A 17,539-nucleotide genomic window follows, 5' to 3' on the forward strand; every position below is an offset into this window, starting at 1 on the left:
ATCCCCCCGGTCCCCGTTCGGTCAGAGCCTTTCCCGTTCCACGGACTCGTACGCCGCCCACACCCGCCCCATCAGCTCCTCGTCCACCGCGAACGCCGTCTCGTCGATCGCCGTCACGGGCGCGATCGTCCGGGAGTTCGTCACGAACGCCGCACGGAAGCCCGGGAGGTCGGCCAGGGTCACCGGGCGCCGGACCGAGGGCAGGCGCGGCTCCAGGAGGGCCATGGTGATGCCGGTGAGGCAGGGCGCCGACGGCCAGACCACCGAAGTGCCGTCCCAGAAGGCGATGTTGGTGACCGCGCCCTCGGCGATCTCGCCGTACGGGGAGGTCAGCAGGGCCTCGTCGAAGCCTGCCCGGCGGGCCGCCTCGCCGTGGAAGCGCTGGCCGAAGCCGCCCAGGTGCTTGATGTGCGCGGCCGGCCGCCAGTAGTCGACGACCGTCAGGCGCTGCGGGGCGCCGATGCCGTCGGGGGCCGGGTCGGCGACGGTCACCACGGTACGGACGCCCGGGTACACGTACACCCGGACCGAGGCGTCCCGCCGCCCGGCGTGCGCGAGGGCCCCGGTGACGAGCCCGCGCACCCGCTCGCCGTCCAGCTTCCGGTCGAACAGCTCGCGCGTGGAGCGGTCGAGCCGGTCGAGGTGGAGCGCGAGGCCCTTCACGCCCCCGTCCCGTACCTGCATCGCCGTGAAGTGGCCGTAGCCGCTCATGAGGCTGCCGAGGAGCTCCGGATCGGCCGCCGGGGTCCCGTCGATCTCGATGTGCGCGGGAGGTGTCGTCATGCCCTCACCGTACGGCGCCCGCACGGGACTTGGCCCCGATGGTCGCTCCAGCTGAGGTGCCCCGGTGAACTCCTCGTCACCGAAGGCGCCCACGCCCGGCTGCACGCCGCCCGCTTCGCCCGTACGGTGGAGACGTGATCGTCACCGTCCGCACCACCACCGACGCCCGGGCCAAGGCCGACGCCCTGGCGCGCGGCGCCGTCGAGGCCCGGCTCGTCGCCTGCGCGCAGATCTCGGGGCCCGTCACCTCCGTCTACCACTGGCGCGGCGCGATCGAGACCACCGAGGAGTGGGAGGTGGTGTTCAAGACCACCGAGGCCCGCTACCAGGCCCTGGAGGCGTTCCTCCGCGCCGCCCACGACTACGAGACGCCCGAGATCCTCGCCACCCGGGTGACCCGGGTCGGCGAGGAGTACGCCCGCTGGGTCGAGCGGGAGACCGCGGCCGCCGCGGAGATCGAGGCCCCGGCCCCCGACCGGCGGCCGTTCTTCGTGTACGGGACGCTGCGCCCGGGCGCGTACAACCACGACCGGTTCCTCGCCGGCCGGATCGGCACCGAGGCGGACGCCGTGCTGCACGGGGCGGTCCTGCACGACGGGCCGGGCTATCCGTACGCCGTCCCCGCGGCCGAGGGCCGGGTGGTCGGCACCCTCCTGACGCCCTCGGACGGCGACTACAGCGACCTGTTCGGCCTGCTCGACCGCCTGGAGCTGCCCGTCGGCTACGAGCGGGTGGCGATGGACGTCGTCCGGGTACGGGACGGGGCGCGGGTGTCCGCCTGGGTGTTCCTCGCGGCGCCGGACGCGCCCCTCGGCCCGGTCATCGAGAGCGGCGACTGGTTCACGCGCCCGTAGCCCCCGTCTCGGTGACGGCCTCCAGCCGGACCGCGCACACCTTGAACTCGGGCATCCGGGAGACCGGGTCGAGCGCCGGGTTCACCAGGGTGTTCGCCCGCCCCTCCCCGTACCAGTGGAACGGCATGAAGACGGTGTCCGGCCGGATCGACGCGGTGATACGGGCCGGGGCGACGGCCCGCCCGCGCCGCGAGACCACCGCGATCCGCTCGCCCTCGGCGACCCCGAGCCGCTCGGCGAGCCGGGGGTGGAGCTCCACGAACGGTCCCGGCGCGGCGGCGTTCAGCTCGTCGACCCGCCGGGTCTGCGCCCCCGACTGGTACTGGGACACGACCCGGCCGGTGGTGAGGACCACCGGGTAGTCGGCGTCCGTCTCCTCGGCCGCCGCCCGGTGCACCACCGGCACGAACCGGGCCCGCCCGTCGGCCGTCGCGAACCGTTCGAGGAAGAGCCGGGGCGTCCCCGCGTGGCCGGGCTCGGGGCAGGGCCAGAAGACGCCCTGCTCCTCCTCGATCCGCCGATAGCTGATGCCCGCGTAGTCCGCGGGGCCGCCCGCCGAGGCGCGGCGCAGCTCCTCGAAGACCTCCTCCGCGTCGGTCGGGAAGCCCTTCTCCCGGCCGAGCAGCCCGGCGAGCCCGTGCAGCACCTCCAGATCGCTGCGGACGCCCGCGGGCGGGGTGAGGGCGCGGCGGCGCAGCAGCACCCGCCCCTCCAGGTTGGTCATCGTCCCCGTCTCCTCCGCCCACTGGGTCACGGGCAGGACGACGTCGGCGAGTTCGGCGGTCTCGGAGAGCACCACGTCCGCGACGGCGAGGAAGTCGAGCGAGCGGAGGCGTCCCTCGATGTGCGCGGCGCGCGGCGCGGAGACCACCGGGTTGGAGCCCATGAGCAGCAGTGCCTTCACCTCGCCGCCGAGCGCGTCGAGGAGTTCGTACGCGCTCCGCCCGGGCCCCGGCAGCGACTCCGGTGCGACGCCCCACACGCCGGCGACGTGCGCGCGGGCGGCCGGGTCGTCGAGCTTGCGGTAGCCGGGCAGCTGGTCGGCCTTCTGGCCGTGCTCGCGGCCGCCCTGGCCGTTGCCCTGGCCGGTGAGGCAGCCGTAGCCGCTGAGCGGCCGGCCGGCCCGGCCGGTGGCGAGGCACAGGTTGATCCAGGCGCCGACGGTGTCGGTGCCCTTGGACTGCTGCTCGGGGCCGCGCGCGGTCAGGACCATGGCGCTCTCGGCGTCGCAGAACATCGCGACGGCCGCGCGGAGCTCGGGCACGGACACCCCGGTGATCCGCTCGACCTGCTCGGGCCAGTGGGACATGGCGCCGGCGCGGGCGGCCTCCCAGCCGTCGGTGCGCTCCTCGACGAACGCCTCGTCGACCCGGCCCTCGGCGACCACCAGGTGGAGCATGCCGAGGGCGAGCGCGAGGTCGGTGCCGGGGCGCGGCGCGAGGTGCAGATCGGCCTGCTCGGCGGTGCGGGTGCGGCGAGGGTCGACGACGATCAGCTTCCCGCCGTTCTCCTTCAGCTCCGTGAGGTAGCGCAGGGCGGGCGGCATGGTCTCGGCGAGGTTGGAGCCGACGAGGATGACGCAGCCGGTCTTCGGGATGTCCTCCAGGGGGAAGGGGAGCCCCCGGTCGAGGCCGAAGGCCCGCTGGTGTGCGGCCGCGGCGGAGGACATGCAGAAGCGCCCGTTGTAGTCGATCTGCGAGGTGCCGAGCACGACGCGGGCGAACTTGCCGAGGGTGTACGCCTTCTCGTTGGTGAGGCCGCCGCCGCCGAAGACCCCCACGGCATCGGGACCGTGGTCGGCTCGGGTCCGGCGCAGCCCGTCGGCGACGGCGGCGAGTGCCTCCTCCCAGGACGCGGGCTCGAGCGCCCCCGTGTCAGGGCGTCGGACCAGGGGCTCGGTGAGCCTGACCCGGGAGGAGAGTACGGAGGGGGCGGTGCGGCCCTTGCCGCACAGGGCGCCCCGGTTGACGGGGAAGTCGGTCCGCTCGACCACCTCGGCGGGCAGCTCCGGGGTGCCGGTGGGGCGGAGCGACATGCCGCACTGCAGGGCGCAGTAGGGGCAGTGGGTGGGCACGGTGGCGGCGTCGGACATGCCGCCAGGATGCGTCCGGCGTGTTACGCGGGGCTGCGCGGCGTATTACGGGCGCGGTGCGAGGCGCTCCGCGGGCCGGGCGGGGCCGGGTGAGGGCCGGACTACTTCCGGGCCGAGGCGAGTGCTTCCGTGACGCCCTTCTCCTTCGGGCCGAGGAAGTGGGGGTCGGGGCGGAGGCCGGCGTCGAGGGCGGCCTTGCCGGCCGCGAAGAGCTCGCGGGTGGTGCCGTAGTACCAGGTCTGGTCGTGGGGTTCGGGGACCCCGACGCCGTACGAGTCGACTCCGGCGCGGTCGCACAGCGCGACGGCCCGCTTGACGTGGAAGTCCTGGGTGACGAGGACGGCCCGGTCGACGCCGAAGACCTTCCGGGCGCGGACGCAGGAGTCCCAGGTGTCGAAGCCCGCGTAGTCGCTGACGATCCGGCCGTCCGGCACTCCGCGCGCGGTGAGGTACGCGCGCATGGCGCTGGGTTCGTCGTATGCGGTCCGGCTGTTGTCGCCGGTGACGAGGAGGACCCGGACCTTGCCCGTGCGGTACAGCTCGGCGGCGGTGTCGAGCCGGTGCGCGAGGTACGGGGTGGGGCGCCCCTTCCACAGGCCGGCGCCGAAGACGACGGCGACGTCCCGGGCGGGCACGTCGGCGGTGGTACGGAGCTTCCCGGCGGCGGCGGTCTGCATCCAGGTGGCCGGGGCGAGGGCGAGGACGGCGCCCAGCATCACGGCCTGGACGGTACGGCGGCGGGCCCGGGTGGTGCGGGGGATCAACCGGGTGAGCCGTGCCGGCATGCGGGACCTCCGGGGAAGGGGATCGGTGACGTTGTCGTCCTGTCACCCGGTCCGACGCGCGTCGGAGGCGTTCGGTTCGCCGGAGCCCCGGTCTGTTCCGTACAACACACCCGCGAGGCCCATGCCGATGAGCATGCCGAGCAGCTGCGCGGCGGCGAAGGCGGGTACGGAGGCGGGGGCGATGCCGGTGAAGGAGTCGGAGAAGGCCCGGCCGAGGGTGGCGGCCGGATTGGCGAAGGAGCCGGAGGAGGTGAACCAGATGGCCGCTCCGATGTACCCGGCGACGGCGACCGGGGCGAGGGCCGGGCGGCCGATGCGACCGAGACCCCGCACGACGAGGACGAGACCCGCGGTGGCGACGGCCTCCCCGAGGAGCAGATGCAGTGCCGAGCGCGGCTCGGTGGCCCAGGAGCCGGGCGCCCGCCCGAACATGGCCTCGGCGAGCAGGGCGCCGGAGACGGACCCGGCGAGCTGCGCGCCGATGTAGGCGAGGGCCTCCCGTCCCCTGGTCTCGTGCCGCCGGGACCACCACTCGGAGAGGGTGACGACGGGGTTGAAGTGGGCGCCGGAGAGCGGGCCGATGAGGGCGATGAGCAGGCCGAGGCCGAGGGCGGTGGCGGCGGCGTTGGCGAGCAGCCGGACACCGATGTCCTGGCTGAGGGAGTCGGCACGGATGCCGGAGCCGATGACGACGGCGACGAGGGAGGCGGTGCCGATGAACTCGGCGGCGACGCGCCGGGGGAGCGCGGGCGGGGACATTCTCATAGTGGAAAAGATATTCCGTGATTCGGAACGAAAAAAGGGGGGAGGGGAGGAGCGGGCCCCCGTACGATCCGCACATGATCATCGACGACGTCCTCGGGGACGCGGTCCGCGACAACGCCGACTGGTGCCAGGCCATGTGCCGCGCCCACGGACTCACCGGCACCTTCGGCCCCCGCGCCTGGACCAGCTCCGTCCGCACCCCGCTCTACTACCCGGACGCCGTGACGCTGACGGAGGACGCCACCGTCGAGGACGTCCTGACCGGAATCGACCGCACCGCCCCGGGCGCCTCCGTCAAGGACAGCCACGCCCGCCTCGACCTGACGTCCGAGGGCTTCCGCCTTCTCTTCGAAGCGAGCTGGATCCACCGTCCGGCCGGCCTCCCGGCCCCCGCCGCCACCGGCGACTGGCGCCCGGCCCGCACCCCGGAGGAACTCGCGGCCTGGGCCCATGCCTGGAGCGACGGCGACGCGGACGAGGCGGCGCTCTTCCGCCCGGAACTCCTCGCCGACCCGGCGACGACCGTGATCGCGGGCCACGGCCCGGACGGCCGGATCCTCGGGGGAGCGGTCCTCACCGCGAGCACCCGCGTGACGGGGGTGTCGAACCTCTTCGCCGCGGACGGCACGGACCCGGCGCACGTATGGGCCGGCACCCTGGGCCTGATCCCCGCCGACCGCCCGGTCGTCGGCTACGAATCGGGCGACGCCCTGCCGCCCGCCCTCGCCACGGGCTTCGAGGAACTCGCGCCCCTGCGCGTCTGGCTGGACGGCTAGGGCGTACTCCTTCCCCGTCGTCACACCGCCGCGGGGGCGAAACGGTGCAGCTCGTCGGTGCCGGGCTGGACCACGCCGTAGCTGCTCTCCGGCACCTCGTTCCAGGCACCGGGCAGGTCGCCGAGGGGCTCGGAGACGACGAGGCGGGTCTCGTCGGAGATGTCCCGCAGGAAGGCGACGTCGGGATGCAGCCTGCGCAGGGCGTCCACCCGGCTGCTGTAGAACAGCGAGCGGGAGGCGTGCGCGCTGGAGTAGCGGAAGGCCCAGAGGCGCTCGCCGTCGGTGAGGGCGAGCGTCATCTGGAGCGGGAACTCCACCCCGTGCTCATGGCCGACCCGTTCCACCACGCCCGCCATCCGCGCCACGGCGCCGGGCGGGTCCCGGTCCAGGCCGTAGGTGAGCGCCAGGTAGAACATCACCTCGGAGTCCGTCGTGCCCTCGATGTCGGCGTAGAGCGCGGGATCGACGAGCAGCGTGAGGTCACGGCGCATGAGGGGGAACCCGGCGATGGCGCCGTTGTGCATGAACATCCAGCGGCCGTGCCGGAACGGGTGGCAGTTCGACTGCTGCACGGCCGTCCCGGTCGACGCCCGGATGTGGGCGAAGAACAGCCGGGACCGGACGTGATCCGCCAACTCCCGCAGATTGCGGTTGTTCCAGGCGGGGCCGACGTCCCTCAGCAGCGCCGGAGTGTCGTCGTGCTCCGAGTACCAGCCGACACCGAACCCGTCGCCGTTAGTGGTCTCCACGCCGAGCTTGGAGTGCAGGCTCTGGTCGATCAGGGAGTGGGCCGGCCTGTACAGGATGCTGTCGAGCAGCACCGGCGTGCCCGAATAGGCGAGCCATCGGCACATGCACGATCACCTGACTCCCTGCCGGATTCTGCGGGCGCGTCGCGCACGCCGTCCGGCCCTCCCATTCTCGGCGCCCTCCGCACCGGGTGCCACATCGGCGCAGGCGGGACGACCGGCCCCCGGCGGTCAGGCGGACGGCCTGACCGGAGGGGCCCGGGGCGCGTGAGGAGGGCGCCGAGGACACGTCACGCGACGGAAACGGCGAAGCAACGCGCCCCCGCCAGGATCGGCGCATGACGGAGCCGGACAGCACGCTCGCCAGCACCGCAGGACTGCTCGTGAGGATCGCCGGACAGCTCGGGGCCCAACTGGCCCAGGTGCGTCCGTACGACCGTCGGCAGCGGAAGCACGACGAGGAGGTATGCCCACCGATGAACGTTCCCGCCCTCGCCCCGCGGATCCGCGCCACGCCCGCACCGGCCACGCCCGCTCCGCCCGCCCCCGCCCCCACCCTCCTCGCCGTGGGACACGGCAGCCGGGACCCCCGCGCCCAGGTCACCCTCGCCCGTCTCCTCGACCGCGTCCGCGACCTCCGCCCCGGCCTCGACGTCCGGCTCGCCCACATAGAGCTGAACGCCCCGCTCCTCGACGAGGCCCTCGCCGGCCTGGCCGCCGAAGGCCGGGGCGCCGTCCTCGTCCCCCTCCTCCTCGCCCCCGGCCACCACGTCAGCCACGACCTGCCCGCGGCGGTGGCGGCGAGCGCCGCGACCGCCCGCGTCGCCGAACCCCTCGGCGCCCACCCCCTCCTCGTCGAGGCCCTCGCCGACCGCCTCGCCGAGGCCGGCTGGACCGGCGACCGGAACAACGGCGTCGTCCTCGCCTCCGCCGGCTCCCGCGATCCCCGGTCCCGCGCCGAGATCCGCCGGATCGCCGCCCTGCTCGGCGAGCGCCTCGGCGGCGTACCGGTCGTCCCCGCGTACGCCTCCGCCGCCACCCCCACCGTCCCCGACGCCGTCCGGGCCCTCGAAGCGCGGGGCCGCCGCGTCGCCGTCGCCTCCTGCTTCACCGCCCCGGGCCTCTTCGCGAGCCGCGCCGCCGCCGACGCCCCCAGGCTCGCCGCCCAACCGCTCGGTGCCCACCCGGCCCTCGCCCGCCTGGTCCTGCACCGCTACGACCAGGTTCGTACCACCCTTCCCGTAAGAGAACTCGCCGCCATCTGAGCTCTTCTGTCGGTCCCTCCGGTTACCTTCGAGACATGGAAGGCATCACGGACACCCCCGGGTACGACTCCGCCGCGACCGAGCGCTGGGCCGCCGAGCCCGACAAACGTCCGGGGCGCACCGCCTTCCAGCGGGACCGCGCCCGCGTGCTGCACTCGGCCGCGCTCCGCCGGCTCGCCGGCAAGACGCAGGTCGTCACCCCGGGCACCAGGAGCCACGCCTGGGACGCCAGCCCCCGGACCCGGCTCACGCACTCCCTGGAGTGCGCGCAGGTCGGCCGTGAGCTCGGCGCCGCCCTCGGCTGCGACCCCGACCTCGTCGAGGCGGCCTGTCTCTCCCACGACATGGGCCACCCGCCCTTCGGGCACAACGGCGAGCAGGCGCTCAACGACGTTGCCAAGGACTGCGGCGGCTTCGAGGGGAACGCGCAGTCGCTCCGCCTCCTCACCCGCATCGAGCCCAAGCGCTTCGTCAAGGACGAGGAGGGGGAGCTCGTCAGCGTCGGGCTCAACCTCACCCGCGCCGCCCTCGACGCGGCCACCAAGTACCCGTGGGCGCGCGGCGGTCACCCCGAGGACCCCGGCTCGCCCAAGTTCGGCGTGTACGAGGACGACCTGCCGGTCTTCGAGTGGATCAGGCGGGGCGCCCCCGCCCACCGCAAGTGCTTCGAGGCCCAGGTCATGGACTGGTCCGACGACGTGGCGTACTCGGTCCACGACTTCGAGGACGGGCTGCACGCCGGGCACATCGACCCCAACATGCTGTACGCCGAGCCGGAGCGCGCCGACGTCTTCGCGGTCGCCATCGGCCGCTACGTACCCGAGGACACCGACCCGCAGGAGCTCGCCGAGGCCCTGGACCGGCTCGTCGACCAGGAGTGGTGGCCGCACGGCTACGACGGCTCGGCCGTCGCGCAGGCCCGGCTCAAGGACGCCACCAGCCAGCTCATCGGCCGCTTCTGTCTGGCCGCCGAGGGCGCGACCCGGCAGGCATGGGGTTCGGGGCGGCTCACGCGGTACGCCGCCGAACTCGTCGTCCCCCGCGAGACCCGTAACGAATGCGCCGTTCTCAAGGCCGTCGCCGACCGGTACGTGATGCAGCGCGCCGAGCAGGAGGCCCTCCGCGCCGACCAGCGGATCGTCGTCGCCGAGCTCGCCGAGGCCCTCGTCGCCCGCGCCCCCGACGGCCTCGAACCGCAGTTCCGCGCCGCGTTCGACACCGCCCCCGACGACCGGGCCCGCAAGCGCGTCATCGTCGACCAGATCGCCAACCTCACCGACGCCTCCGCCCGCGCCCTCCACGCCCGCCTCCGCACCCGGCCGATGTAGGGCCTCTTCCGTCACCTCCCTCCGTACGGGACCCTCGCAGGCACGGCCCGGAGAGGTACGACGGGACGAACGCCCGGGGGCGTAGGTTGGAACCGGTCGCAACGAGGAGGAAACGACGTGGTCGACGCAGATCAGACCTTTGTCATCGTCGGCGGGGGGCTGGCAGGGGCCAAAGCGGCGGAGACCCTGCGCGCCGAAGGGTTCAACGGCCGGGTGATCCTCATCGGCGACGAACGCGACCACCCCTACGAGCGTCCGCCGCTCTCCAAGGGCTACCTCACCGGCGCCAAGGAGCGCGACAGCGCCTTCGTCCACGAGGCCGCCTGGTACGCGGCGAACGACGTCGAGCTCCACCTCGGCCAGTCCGTCACCGCCGTCGACCGCGAGGCCCGCACCGTCCGCCTCGGCGACGGCACCGTCATCCGCTTCGACAAGCTGCTCCTCGCCACCGGCGCCGAGCCGCGCCGCCTCGACGTCCCCGGCACCGAGCTCGCCGGCGTCCACCACCTGCGCCGGCTCGCCCACGCCGACCGGCTCCGCCAGGTCCTCGCCGGCCTCGGCCGGGACAACGGCCACCTGGTGATCGCCGGCGGCGGCTGGATCGGCCTGGAGGTCGCCGCCGCCGCCCGCGGCTACGGCGCCGAGGTCACCGTCATCGAGCTCGACCCCACCCCGCTGTACCGGGTCCTCGGCCCCGAGCTCGGCCAGCTCTTCGCCGATCTGCACACCGACCACGGCGTCCGCTTCCACTTCGGCGCCCGGCTCACCGAGATCGTCGGCCAGGACGGCATGGTCCTCGCCGTCCGCACCGACGACGGCGAGGAGCACCCGGCGCACGCCGTCCTCGCCGCGATCGGCGCCGCGCCCCGTACCGTCCTCGCCGAGAACTCCGGGCTCGCCCTCGTCGACCGGGCCGACGGCGGCGGCATCGCCGTCGACGAGTCCCTGCGCACCTCCGACCCCGACATCTACGCCGCCGGCGACGTGGCCGCCTTCCATCACCCGCTGCTGCACACCCGCCTCCGCGTCGAGCACTGGGCCAACGCCCTCAACGGCGGACCGGCCGCCGCCCGCGCCATGCTCGGGCAGCGCGTCTCGTACGACCGGGTGCCGTACTTCTTCACCGACCAGTACGACCTCGGCATGGAGTACTCCGGCTGGGCGCCGCCCGGCTCGTACGACCAGGTCGTGGTCCGCGGCGACACCGGCAAGCGCGAGTTCATCGCCTTCTGGCTCAAGGAGGGCCGGGTCCTCGCCGGCATGAACGTGAATGTGTGGGACGTCACAGACCCCATCCAGGACCTCATCCGTGCCCGTACGGCCGTGGACCCGGAGGCCCTCGCGGACCCCTCCGTACCCCTGGAGAGCCTGATCTGATCGCCCGCGCTCACCCGGCCCCACATCCTCCGGGGGGCGACCCCCGGACCCCCGTACACTTCATGCGTGGCAGGCAGGATCAACGATGACGACGTGAAGGCGGTACGGGACGCGGTCCCGATCGACGCCGTCGTGTCCGAGTACCTCCAGCTGCGCAACGCGGGCGGCGGAAACCTCAAGGGCCTCTGCCCCTTCCACGACGAGAAGTCGCCCTCCTTCCAGGTCAGCCCCAGCAAGGGACTCTTCCACTGCTTCGGCTGCCAGGAAGGCGGCGACACCATCGCCTTCGTGATGAAGATCGACCACCTCTCCTTCTCGGAGACGGTCGAGCGCCTCGCCGCGAAGGCGGGCATCACCCTGCGGTACGAGGAAGGCGGCTACAACCCCGGCCACCAGCGCGGCGAGCGCATCCGCCTGATCGAGGCGCACAAGATCGCCGCCGAGTACTACGCCGGGCAACTCGGCTCCGCCGAGGCCGAGATCGGCCGGAAGTTCCTCGCCGAGCGCGGCTTCGACCAGGCCGCCGCCGAGCACTTCGGCGTCGGCTACTCCCCGGCCGGCTGGGACCACCTCACCCGCTTCCTGCGCGGCAAGGGCTTCTCCGACAAGGAACTGATCCTCTCCGGCCTCTCCCAGGACGGCCGCCGCGGCCCCATCGACCGCTTCCGCGGCCGCCTCATGTGGCCGATCAAGGACGTCGGCGGCGAGATCGTCGGCTTCGGCGCGCGCAAGCTCCGCGACGACGACAACGGCCCCAAGTACCTCAACACCCCCGAGACGCCGATCTACAAGAAGTCCCAGGTGCTCTACGGCATCGACCTGGCCAAGAAGGACATCGCCAAGGTCAGCCGCGCCGTCGTCGTCGAGGGCTACACCGACGTCATGGCCTGCCACCTCGCCGGCGTCACCACCGCCATCGCCACCTGCGGCACCGCCTTCGGCGGCGACCACATCAAGATCCTCCGCCGGCTCCTCATGGACAACGGCTCGGCCCGCGTCATCTTCACCTTCGACGGCGACGCCGCCGGCCAGAAGGCCGCGCTGCGCGCCTTCGAGGACGACCAGAAGTTCGCAGCCGAGACGTACATCGCGATCGCCCCCGACGGCATGGACCCCTGCGAACTCCGCCTCGCCAAGGGCGACGAGGCCGTCGCCGAGCTCGTCCAGCCCCGCACCCCGCTCTTCGAGTTCGCCCTCCGCCAGATCGTCACGCGCTACGACCTGGAGACCCCGGCCGGTCGCGCGGCCGCGCTCGACGAGGCCGCGCCGATCGTCGCGAAGATCAAGAACGTCGCCTCGCAGCACGAGGTCGCCGTCCAGCTCGCCGGCATGCTCGGCATCCTCGACACCCAGTTCGTGGTCCGGCGCGTCGCCCAGATCGCCCGCTGGCAGCGGCAGGGCGGCGAGCGGGGCCCCGGCCGGCAGCAGCAGCCCCAGCGGACGTACGACACCCCCGCCCCGGCCGCCGCCCCCTCCGGCCCCGCGCTCAATCTGCGCAGCCCCGCCCACCGCACCGAGCGGGAGCTCCTCAAGCTCGCCCTCCAGCGTCCCGAGCTGGTCTCCCCGGCCTTCGACGCGTACGGGGTCGACGAGTTCACCGCCCCGCCGTACGCGGCGGTCCGGCAGTGCGTCATGGACGCGGGCGGCGCCACCGGCGCCCCCTCCGACTACCTGGACGCCGTCCGCGAGGCCGCCCCCAACGACTCGGTCCGGGCCCTCGTCACCGAACTCGCCGTCGAGACGATCTTCGCCAAGACCGTCGACGAGGCCTACGCCGGCGACCAGCTCGTCACCGTACGGCTCCGCGCCGTCGACCGCCGCATCCGCGACGTCCAGGGCACCCTGGCCCGGCTCGGCCCGAACGGCGACCCCGAGCAGCTCGCCGCCGTGCAGAACGAGCTGTGGGTGCTCACCCAGTACGGGCAGTCCCTCCGGAACAACGGCGCCGCCGCGCTCTGACCGTCGGTCACGGAACGGACTCAAAAAGTCACCGCACGCCCCTCGTGGCGGCGATGTGTCGTACCCCACACTGGGTGACGGTGCCGTTCCGCCCCACCCTGGAGGTCGCCCGCCGTGCAGACCGAGATCCAGACCACCGAACCGGACGAGCAGACCGAACTCCCCGAGATACCGGTCCAGCGGCGCCGGACCGACCTCGGCGGCAACGGCCCCTCGGCCGACCTCTTCCGCCAGTACCTCCGCGAGATCGGCCGCATCCCGCTGCTCAGCGCGGAGGAGGAGGTCGAACTCGCCCGCCGCGTCGAGGCCGGGCTCTTCGCCGAGGAGAAACTCGCCAACACCCCCGACCTGGACAGCCGGTTGGCCGGCGATCTCGACCGGCTCGTCGTCCTCGGCCGGATCGCCAAGCGCAGGCTCATCGAGGCCAACCTCCGCCTCGTCGTCTCCGTCGCCAAACGGTACGTCGGCCGCGGCCTCACCATGCTCGACCTCGTCCAGGAGGGAAACCTTGGCCTCATCAGGGCCGTCGAGAAGTTCGACTACGCGCGCGGCTACAAGTTCTCCACGTACGCCACCTGGTGGATCCGCCAGGCGATGTCCCGGGCCCTCGCCGACCAGGCCCGGACCATCCGCGTCCCCGTGCACGTCGTCGAACTCATCAACCGGGTCATCCGCGTCCAGCGCCGGATGCTCCAGGAACGCGGCTACGAACCCACCGCCGAAGAGGTCGCCGCCCAGCTGGACCTGGCCCCCGAGCGGGTCGGCGAGGTCCTCCGCCTCGCCCAGGAGCCCGTCTCCCTGCACGCGCCCGTCGGCGAGGAGGAGGACGTCGCCCTCGGCGACCTCATCGAGGACGGCGACGCCGCCTCACCCGTCGAGTCCGCCGCCTTCCTGCTGCTCCGCCGCCACCTGGAGGACGTCCTGTCCACCCTCGGCGAGCGCGAACGGAAGGTCGTCCAGCTCCGCTACGGCCTCGACGACGGAAGGCCCCGCACCCTGGAGGAGATAGGACGCATCTTCGGCGTGACGCGCGAACGCATCCGCCAGATCGAGTCCAAGACCCTCAACAAGCTGCGGGACCACGCCTACGCCGACCAGCTGCGCGGCTACCTCGACTAGTCGACCTCGGCGACCGCCTGCGCGAACTGCGCCGCGTACAGCCGGGCGTAGGCCCCGCCGGACGACAACAGCTCCTCGTGCGTGCCCTGTTCGACGATCGAGCCGTTCTCCATCACCAGGATCACGTCCGCGTCCCGGATCGTGGAGAGCCGGTGCGCGATGACGAAGCTCGTCCGGCCGTGGGCCAGGCGCGCCATCGCCTTCTGGATGAGGACCTCGGTACGGGTGTCGACCGAGCTGGTCGCCTCGTCCAGGACGAGGATCACCGGGTCGGACAGGAAGGCCCGCGCGATGGTGATCAGCTGCTTCTCGCCCGCGCTGACGCCCGCCCCGTCGTCCTCGATGACCGTGTCGTATCCCTCCGGCAGGGTCCGGATGAAGCGGTCGGCGTGCGCGGCGCGCGCCGCCTCCTCGACCTCGGCGCGGGTCACCGTGCGCGTGGCGCCGTACGCGATGTTGTCCGCGATCGTGCCGCCGAAGAGCCAGGTGTCCTGCAGGACCATGCCGATGCCCTTGCGCAGCTCCTCGCGGGACATCTTCGCGACGTCGACCCCGTCCAGGGTGATCCGGCCGCCCGTCACCTCGTAGAACCGCATCAGCAGGTTCACCAGGGTCGTCTTGCCGGCGCCGGTCGGGCCGACGATCGCGACCGTCTGGCCCGGGTCCACCGTGAGGGACAGGTCCTCGATGAGCGGCTTGTCCTCCTCGTAACGGAAGGAGACGCCCTCCAGGGCCACCTTGCCCTTGAGGTCGAGCGGCTTCTCGCCGGTCGGCGAGTCCGGCTCCTGCTCCTCCGCGTCGAGCAGCTCGAAGATCCGCTCCGCCGAGGCGACACCGGACTGCACCAGGTTCGCCATCGACGCGACCTGCGTCAGCGGCATCGAGAACTGGCGCGAGTACTGGATGAAGGCCTGCACGTCACCGATGGACAGGCTGCCGGTCGCCACCCGCAGACCGCCGACGACGGCCACCAGGACGTAGTTGATGTTCGAGACGAAGAACATCACCGGCTGCATCACACCGCTGTTGAACTGCGCCTTGAACCCGGCCTCGTACAGCGCCTCGTTCTGCTCGCGGAAGTCCTGCGCGGACTCCTCCTGCCGGCCGAAGACCTTCACCAGGCCGTGCCCGGTGTACATCTCCTCCACGTGCGCGTTGAGCGCCCCCGTCGACTTCCACTGCTGCACGAAGTGCGGCTGCGAGCGCTTGCCGATCTTCGCCGCGACGAACACCGACACCGGCACCGTCACGAGCGCCACCAGGGCGAGCAGCGGCGAGATCCAGAACATCATCGCGAGCACGCCGACGATCGTGAGCAGCGAGTTGATCAGCTGGCCCATCGACTGCTGGAGGGTCTGCGAGATGTTGTCGATGTCGTTGGTCGCCCGCGACAGCACCTCGCCGCGCTTCGCCTTGTCGAAGTACGACAGGGGGAGCCGCGCCAGCTTCGTCTGGACGTCCTCCCGCATCCGGTAGACGGTCCGGTTGATCACCTTGATCGACATGCGGGTGGAGACCAGCATCAGCAGGCCCGCGCCGACGTAGATCGCGAGGACCCACAGCAGGACCTCGCCGACCGCGCCGAAGTCGATGCCCTGGCCGGGGGTGAAGTCGACCCCGGACAGCATGTCGGCCATGCCGCCGTCGCCGCTCTCCCGGAGCTTCTCCAGGGCCTGCGCCTTGGTGGCGCCCTCGGGCATGTTCCGACCGACGACGCCCGCGAAGATCAGGTCCGTCGCCTTGCCGAGGATCTTCGGCCCGACCACGGAGGCCGCCACCGACAGCACGCCGGCGGCCAGCATCACCCAGAGCGCGCCGCGCTCGGGCGCCAGCTGCCTGAGCAGCCGCTTGCCCGAGCCCTTGAAGTCCATGGACCGCTCACCGGACTGGCCCATCATCATGCGTCCGCCAGGACCGGCCATCAGGCTGCCTCCGCCTCGGTCAGCTGGGAGAGCACGATCTCCCGGTACGTCTCGTTCTCCGCCATCAGCTCCCGGTGCCGTCCGGTGCCCACCACACGGCCCTCGTCGAGGACCACGATCCGGTCGGCCTCGCGGATGGTCGACACGCGCTGGGCGACGATCACCACGGTCGAGTCCGCCGTCTCCTCGGCGAGCGCGGCCCGGAGCAGAGCGTCCGTCTCGTAGTCGAGCGCGGAGAAGGAGTCGTCGAAGAGGTAGATCTCCGGCCGCTGCACGAGCGTCCGCGCGATGGCGAGCCGCTGCCGCTGCCCGCCGGACACATTGGTGCCGCCCTGCGCGATCGGGGCGTTCAGACCGCCCTCCAGCTTGGACACGAAGTCCTTGGCCTGGGCGACCTCCAGGGCGTGCCAGAGCTCCGCGTCGGTCGCGTCCGGCTTCCCGTACCGCAGGTTCGTCGCCACCGTCCCGGAGAACAGGTACGGCTTCTGCGGGACGAGCCCCACGGTCCTCGCCATCAGCTTCGGGTCGAGCTGGCGCACGTCCACGCCGTCGACCAGCACCTCTCCGCCGGTGGCGTCGAAGAGCCGGGGCACGAGACCGAGCAGCGTCGACTTGCCGCTGCCCGTCGAACCGATGATCGCGGTCGTCTCACCGGGCCGGGCCACGAGCGCCACGTCCTTGAGGACCGACTCCTCCGCGCCCGGGTACCGGAAGTCCGCGTTCCTGACCTCCAGGTGCCCGCGCCGCAGCAGCTTGGTCACGGGCTCGGCCGGCGGCACGACGCTCGTCTCGGTCCCGAGGACCTCCTCGATGCGCTCGGCGCAGACCTCGGCGCGCGGCACCATCATGAACATGAAGGTGGCCATCATGACGGCCATCACGATCTGCATCAGATAGGCGAGGAAGGCGGTCAGCGCGCCGATCTCCATCCCGCCGCTGTCGATGCGGTGCGCGCCGAACCAGACCACGGCCACGCTGGACACGTTCACCACGGTCATCACGGTCGGGAACATCAGCGCCATCAGCCGGCCGGTCGCCAGCGACACGTCGGTCAGCTCGCCGTTGGCGCCGCGGAAGCGCTCCTCCTCGTACCCGTCCCTCACGAAGGCGCGGATGACCCGGTTGCCGGTGATCTGCTCGCGCAGCACCCGGTTCACGGTGTCGAGCCGCTCCTGCATGGTCCGGAAGAGCGGCCGCATCTTCCGCACGATCAGCGAGACGGCGACGCCGAGGACCGGCACCACCGCGAGCAGCACGCCCGACAGGGGGACGTCCTGGCCGAGGGCCATCACGATGCCGCCGACACACATGATGGGGGCGGAGACCATCAGGGTGAACGCCATCAGGACCAGCATCTGCACCTGCTGGACGTCATTGGTCGTACGGGTGATCAGCGAGGGCGCGCCGAAGTGGCCGAGCTCCCGCGCGGAGAAGGACTGCACCCGGTCGAAGACCGCGCCGCGCACGTCACGGCCGAGCGCGGAGGCGGTGCGCGCGCCGTAGTACACGGCCCCGATGTTGCAGACGACCTGGACGACGGAGACGCCGACCATCAGGGCGCCGAAGCGCAGGATGTAGCCGGTGTCCCCGTTGACGACACCGTTGTCGATGATGTCGGCGTTCAGGGTGGGCAGGTAGAGGCTCGCGCAGGTCTGCAGGAACTGCAGCAGCACGAGCAGGGCGATGGGTTTTCGATAGGGCCGCAGGTGGGTTCGGAGAAGTCTTATGAGCACGGCTCCTACTATCGCCCGCACCCCCGGAGCGT

The 17,539-nt window shown here is 72.5% G+C and carries 14 protein-coding genes; 7 read left to right on the forward strand and 7 right to left on the reverse strand.

Going from position 1 to position 17,539, the window contains the following annotated elements; genetic code table 11:
• Positions 1-21 precede the first annotated feature (21 nt).
• Positions 22-783 (reverse strand): aminotransferase class IV, encoded by a 762-nt coding sequence (locus ABT041_RS12925; protein ID WP_351183211.1) that lies wholly within the window; start codon positions 781-783, stop codon positions 22-24.
• A 134-nt stretch (positions 784-917) separates the two neighbouring features.
• Here ABT041_RS12925 and cutA point away from each other — a divergent pair, with 134 nt between their 5' ends.
• The gene (cutA, locus tag ABT041_RS12930; protein ID WP_351183213.1) at positions 918-1,637 is read left to right on the forward strand and encodes a divalent cation tolerance protein CutA; all 720 of its coding nucleotides are present in this window, start codon (positions 918-920) and stop codon (positions 1,635-1,637) included.
• Here the strand turns inward: cutA and ABT041_RS12935 are convergent.
• From ABT041_RS12935 to ABT041_RS12945, 3 genes are all read right to left on the reverse strand, one after another.
• Entirely contained in the window at positions 1,624-3,729 is a 2,106-nt protein-coding gene (locus ABT041_RS12935) for a molybdopterin oxidoreductase family protein (RefSeq protein ID WP_351183215.1), read from the reverse strand. The genes cutA and ABT041_RS12935 overlap by 14 nt on opposite strands.
• Before the next feature lie 101 nt (positions 3,730-3,830).
• Entirely contained in the window at positions 3,831-4,514 is a 684-nt protein-coding gene (locus ABT041_RS12940; RefSeq protein WP_351183217.1) for a SanA/YdcF family protein, read from the reverse strand.
• Positions 4,515-4,556: 42 nt separating this feature from the next.
• Positions 4,557-5,279: an aquaporin gene (locus ABT041_RS12945; protein WP_351183219.1), complete on the reverse strand. Its 723-nt coding sequence runs from the start codon at positions 5,277-5,279 to the stop codon at positions 4,557-4,559.
• A gap of 74 nt (positions 5,280-5,353) precedes the next feature.
• Between ABT041_RS12945 and ABT041_RS12950 the strand changes: the two genes are divergently transcribed.
• Positions 5,354-6,055 (forward strand): hypothetical protein, encoded by a 702-nt coding sequence (locus tag ABT041_RS12950; protein ID WP_351183221.1) that lies wholly within the window; start codon positions 5,354-5,356, stop codon positions 6,053-6,055.
• A gap of 20 nt (positions 6,056-6,075) precedes the next feature.
• On the opposite strand, the gene ABT041_RS12955 is transcribed toward ABT041_RS12950, so the two are convergent.
• Complete coding sequence (locus tag ABT041_RS12955; protein ID WP_351183223.1) at positions 6,076-6,909, reverse strand: class II glutamine amidotransferase; 834 nt, start codon at positions 6,907-6,909, stop codon at positions 6,076-6,078.
• Positions 6,910-7,142: 233 nt separating this feature from the next.
• On the opposite strand from ABT041_RS12955, the gene ABT041_RS12960 reads away from it, so the two are divergent.
• The 5 genes from ABT041_RS12960 to ABT041_RS12980 all read left to right on the forward strand — a co-directional run bounded on the left by ABT041_RS12960 (position 7,143) and on the right by ABT041_RS12980 (position 13,852).
• A complete protein-coding gene (locus tag ABT041_RS12960) occupies positions 7,143-8,069 on the forward strand; it encodes a sirohydrochlorin chelatase (RefSeq protein WP_351183225.1) in 927 nt (308 codons plus the stop codon).
• Positions 8,070-8,104: 35 nt separating this feature from the next.
• On the forward strand, positions 8,105-9,397 hold the full coding sequence (locus ABT041_RS12965; RefSeq protein WP_351183227.1) for a deoxyguanosinetriphosphate triphosphohydrolase: 1,293 nt from the start codon (positions 8,105-8,107) through the stop codon (positions 9,395-9,397).
• 117 nt (positions 9,398-9,514) lie between these two features.
• Entirely contained in the window at positions 9,515-10,774 is a 1,260-nt protein-coding gene (locus ABT041_RS12970; protein ID WP_351183229.1) for an NAD(P)/FAD-dependent oxidoreductase, read from the forward strand.
• A 66-nt stretch (positions 10,775-10,840) separates the two neighbouring features.
• Complete coding sequence (gene dnaG / locus ABT041_RS12975; RefSeq protein ID WP_351183231.1) at positions 10,841-12,733, forward strand: DNA primase; 1,893 nt, start codon at positions 10,841-10,843, stop codon at positions 12,731-12,733.
• A 168-nt stretch (positions 12,734-12,901) separates the two neighbouring features.
• Positions 12,902-13,852 (forward strand): RNA polymerase sigma factor, encoded by a 951-nt coding sequence (locus tag ABT041_RS12980; RefSeq protein ID WP_351183288.1) that lies wholly within the window; start codon positions 12,902-12,904, stop codon positions 13,850-13,852.
• Here ABT041_RS12980 and ABT041_RS12985 read toward each other — a convergent pair.
• Positions 13,849-15,774 (reverse strand): ABC transporter ATP-binding protein, encoded by a 1,926-nt coding sequence (locus ABT041_RS12985; RefSeq protein WP_351183233.1) that lies wholly within the window; start codon positions 15,772-15,774, stop codon positions 13,849-13,851. The two genes, ABT041_RS12980 and ABT041_RS12985, sit on opposite strands and share 4 nt — an antisense overlap.
• Entirely contained in the window at positions 15,774-17,507 is a 1,734-nt protein-coding gene (locus ABT041_RS12990; RefSeq protein ID WP_351183235.1) for an ABC transporter ATP-binding protein, read from the reverse strand. The genes ABT041_RS12985 and ABT041_RS12990 overlap by 1 nt, the downstream gene beginning before the upstream one ends.
• Between the last annotated feature and the right edge of the window lie 32 nt (positions 17,508-17,539).

The sequence above is a fragment of the Streptomyces sp. NPDC002825 genome, assembly GCF_040295385.1.
GTDB lineage: Bacteria > Actinomycetota > Actinomycetes > Streptomycetales > Streptomycetaceae > Streptomyces.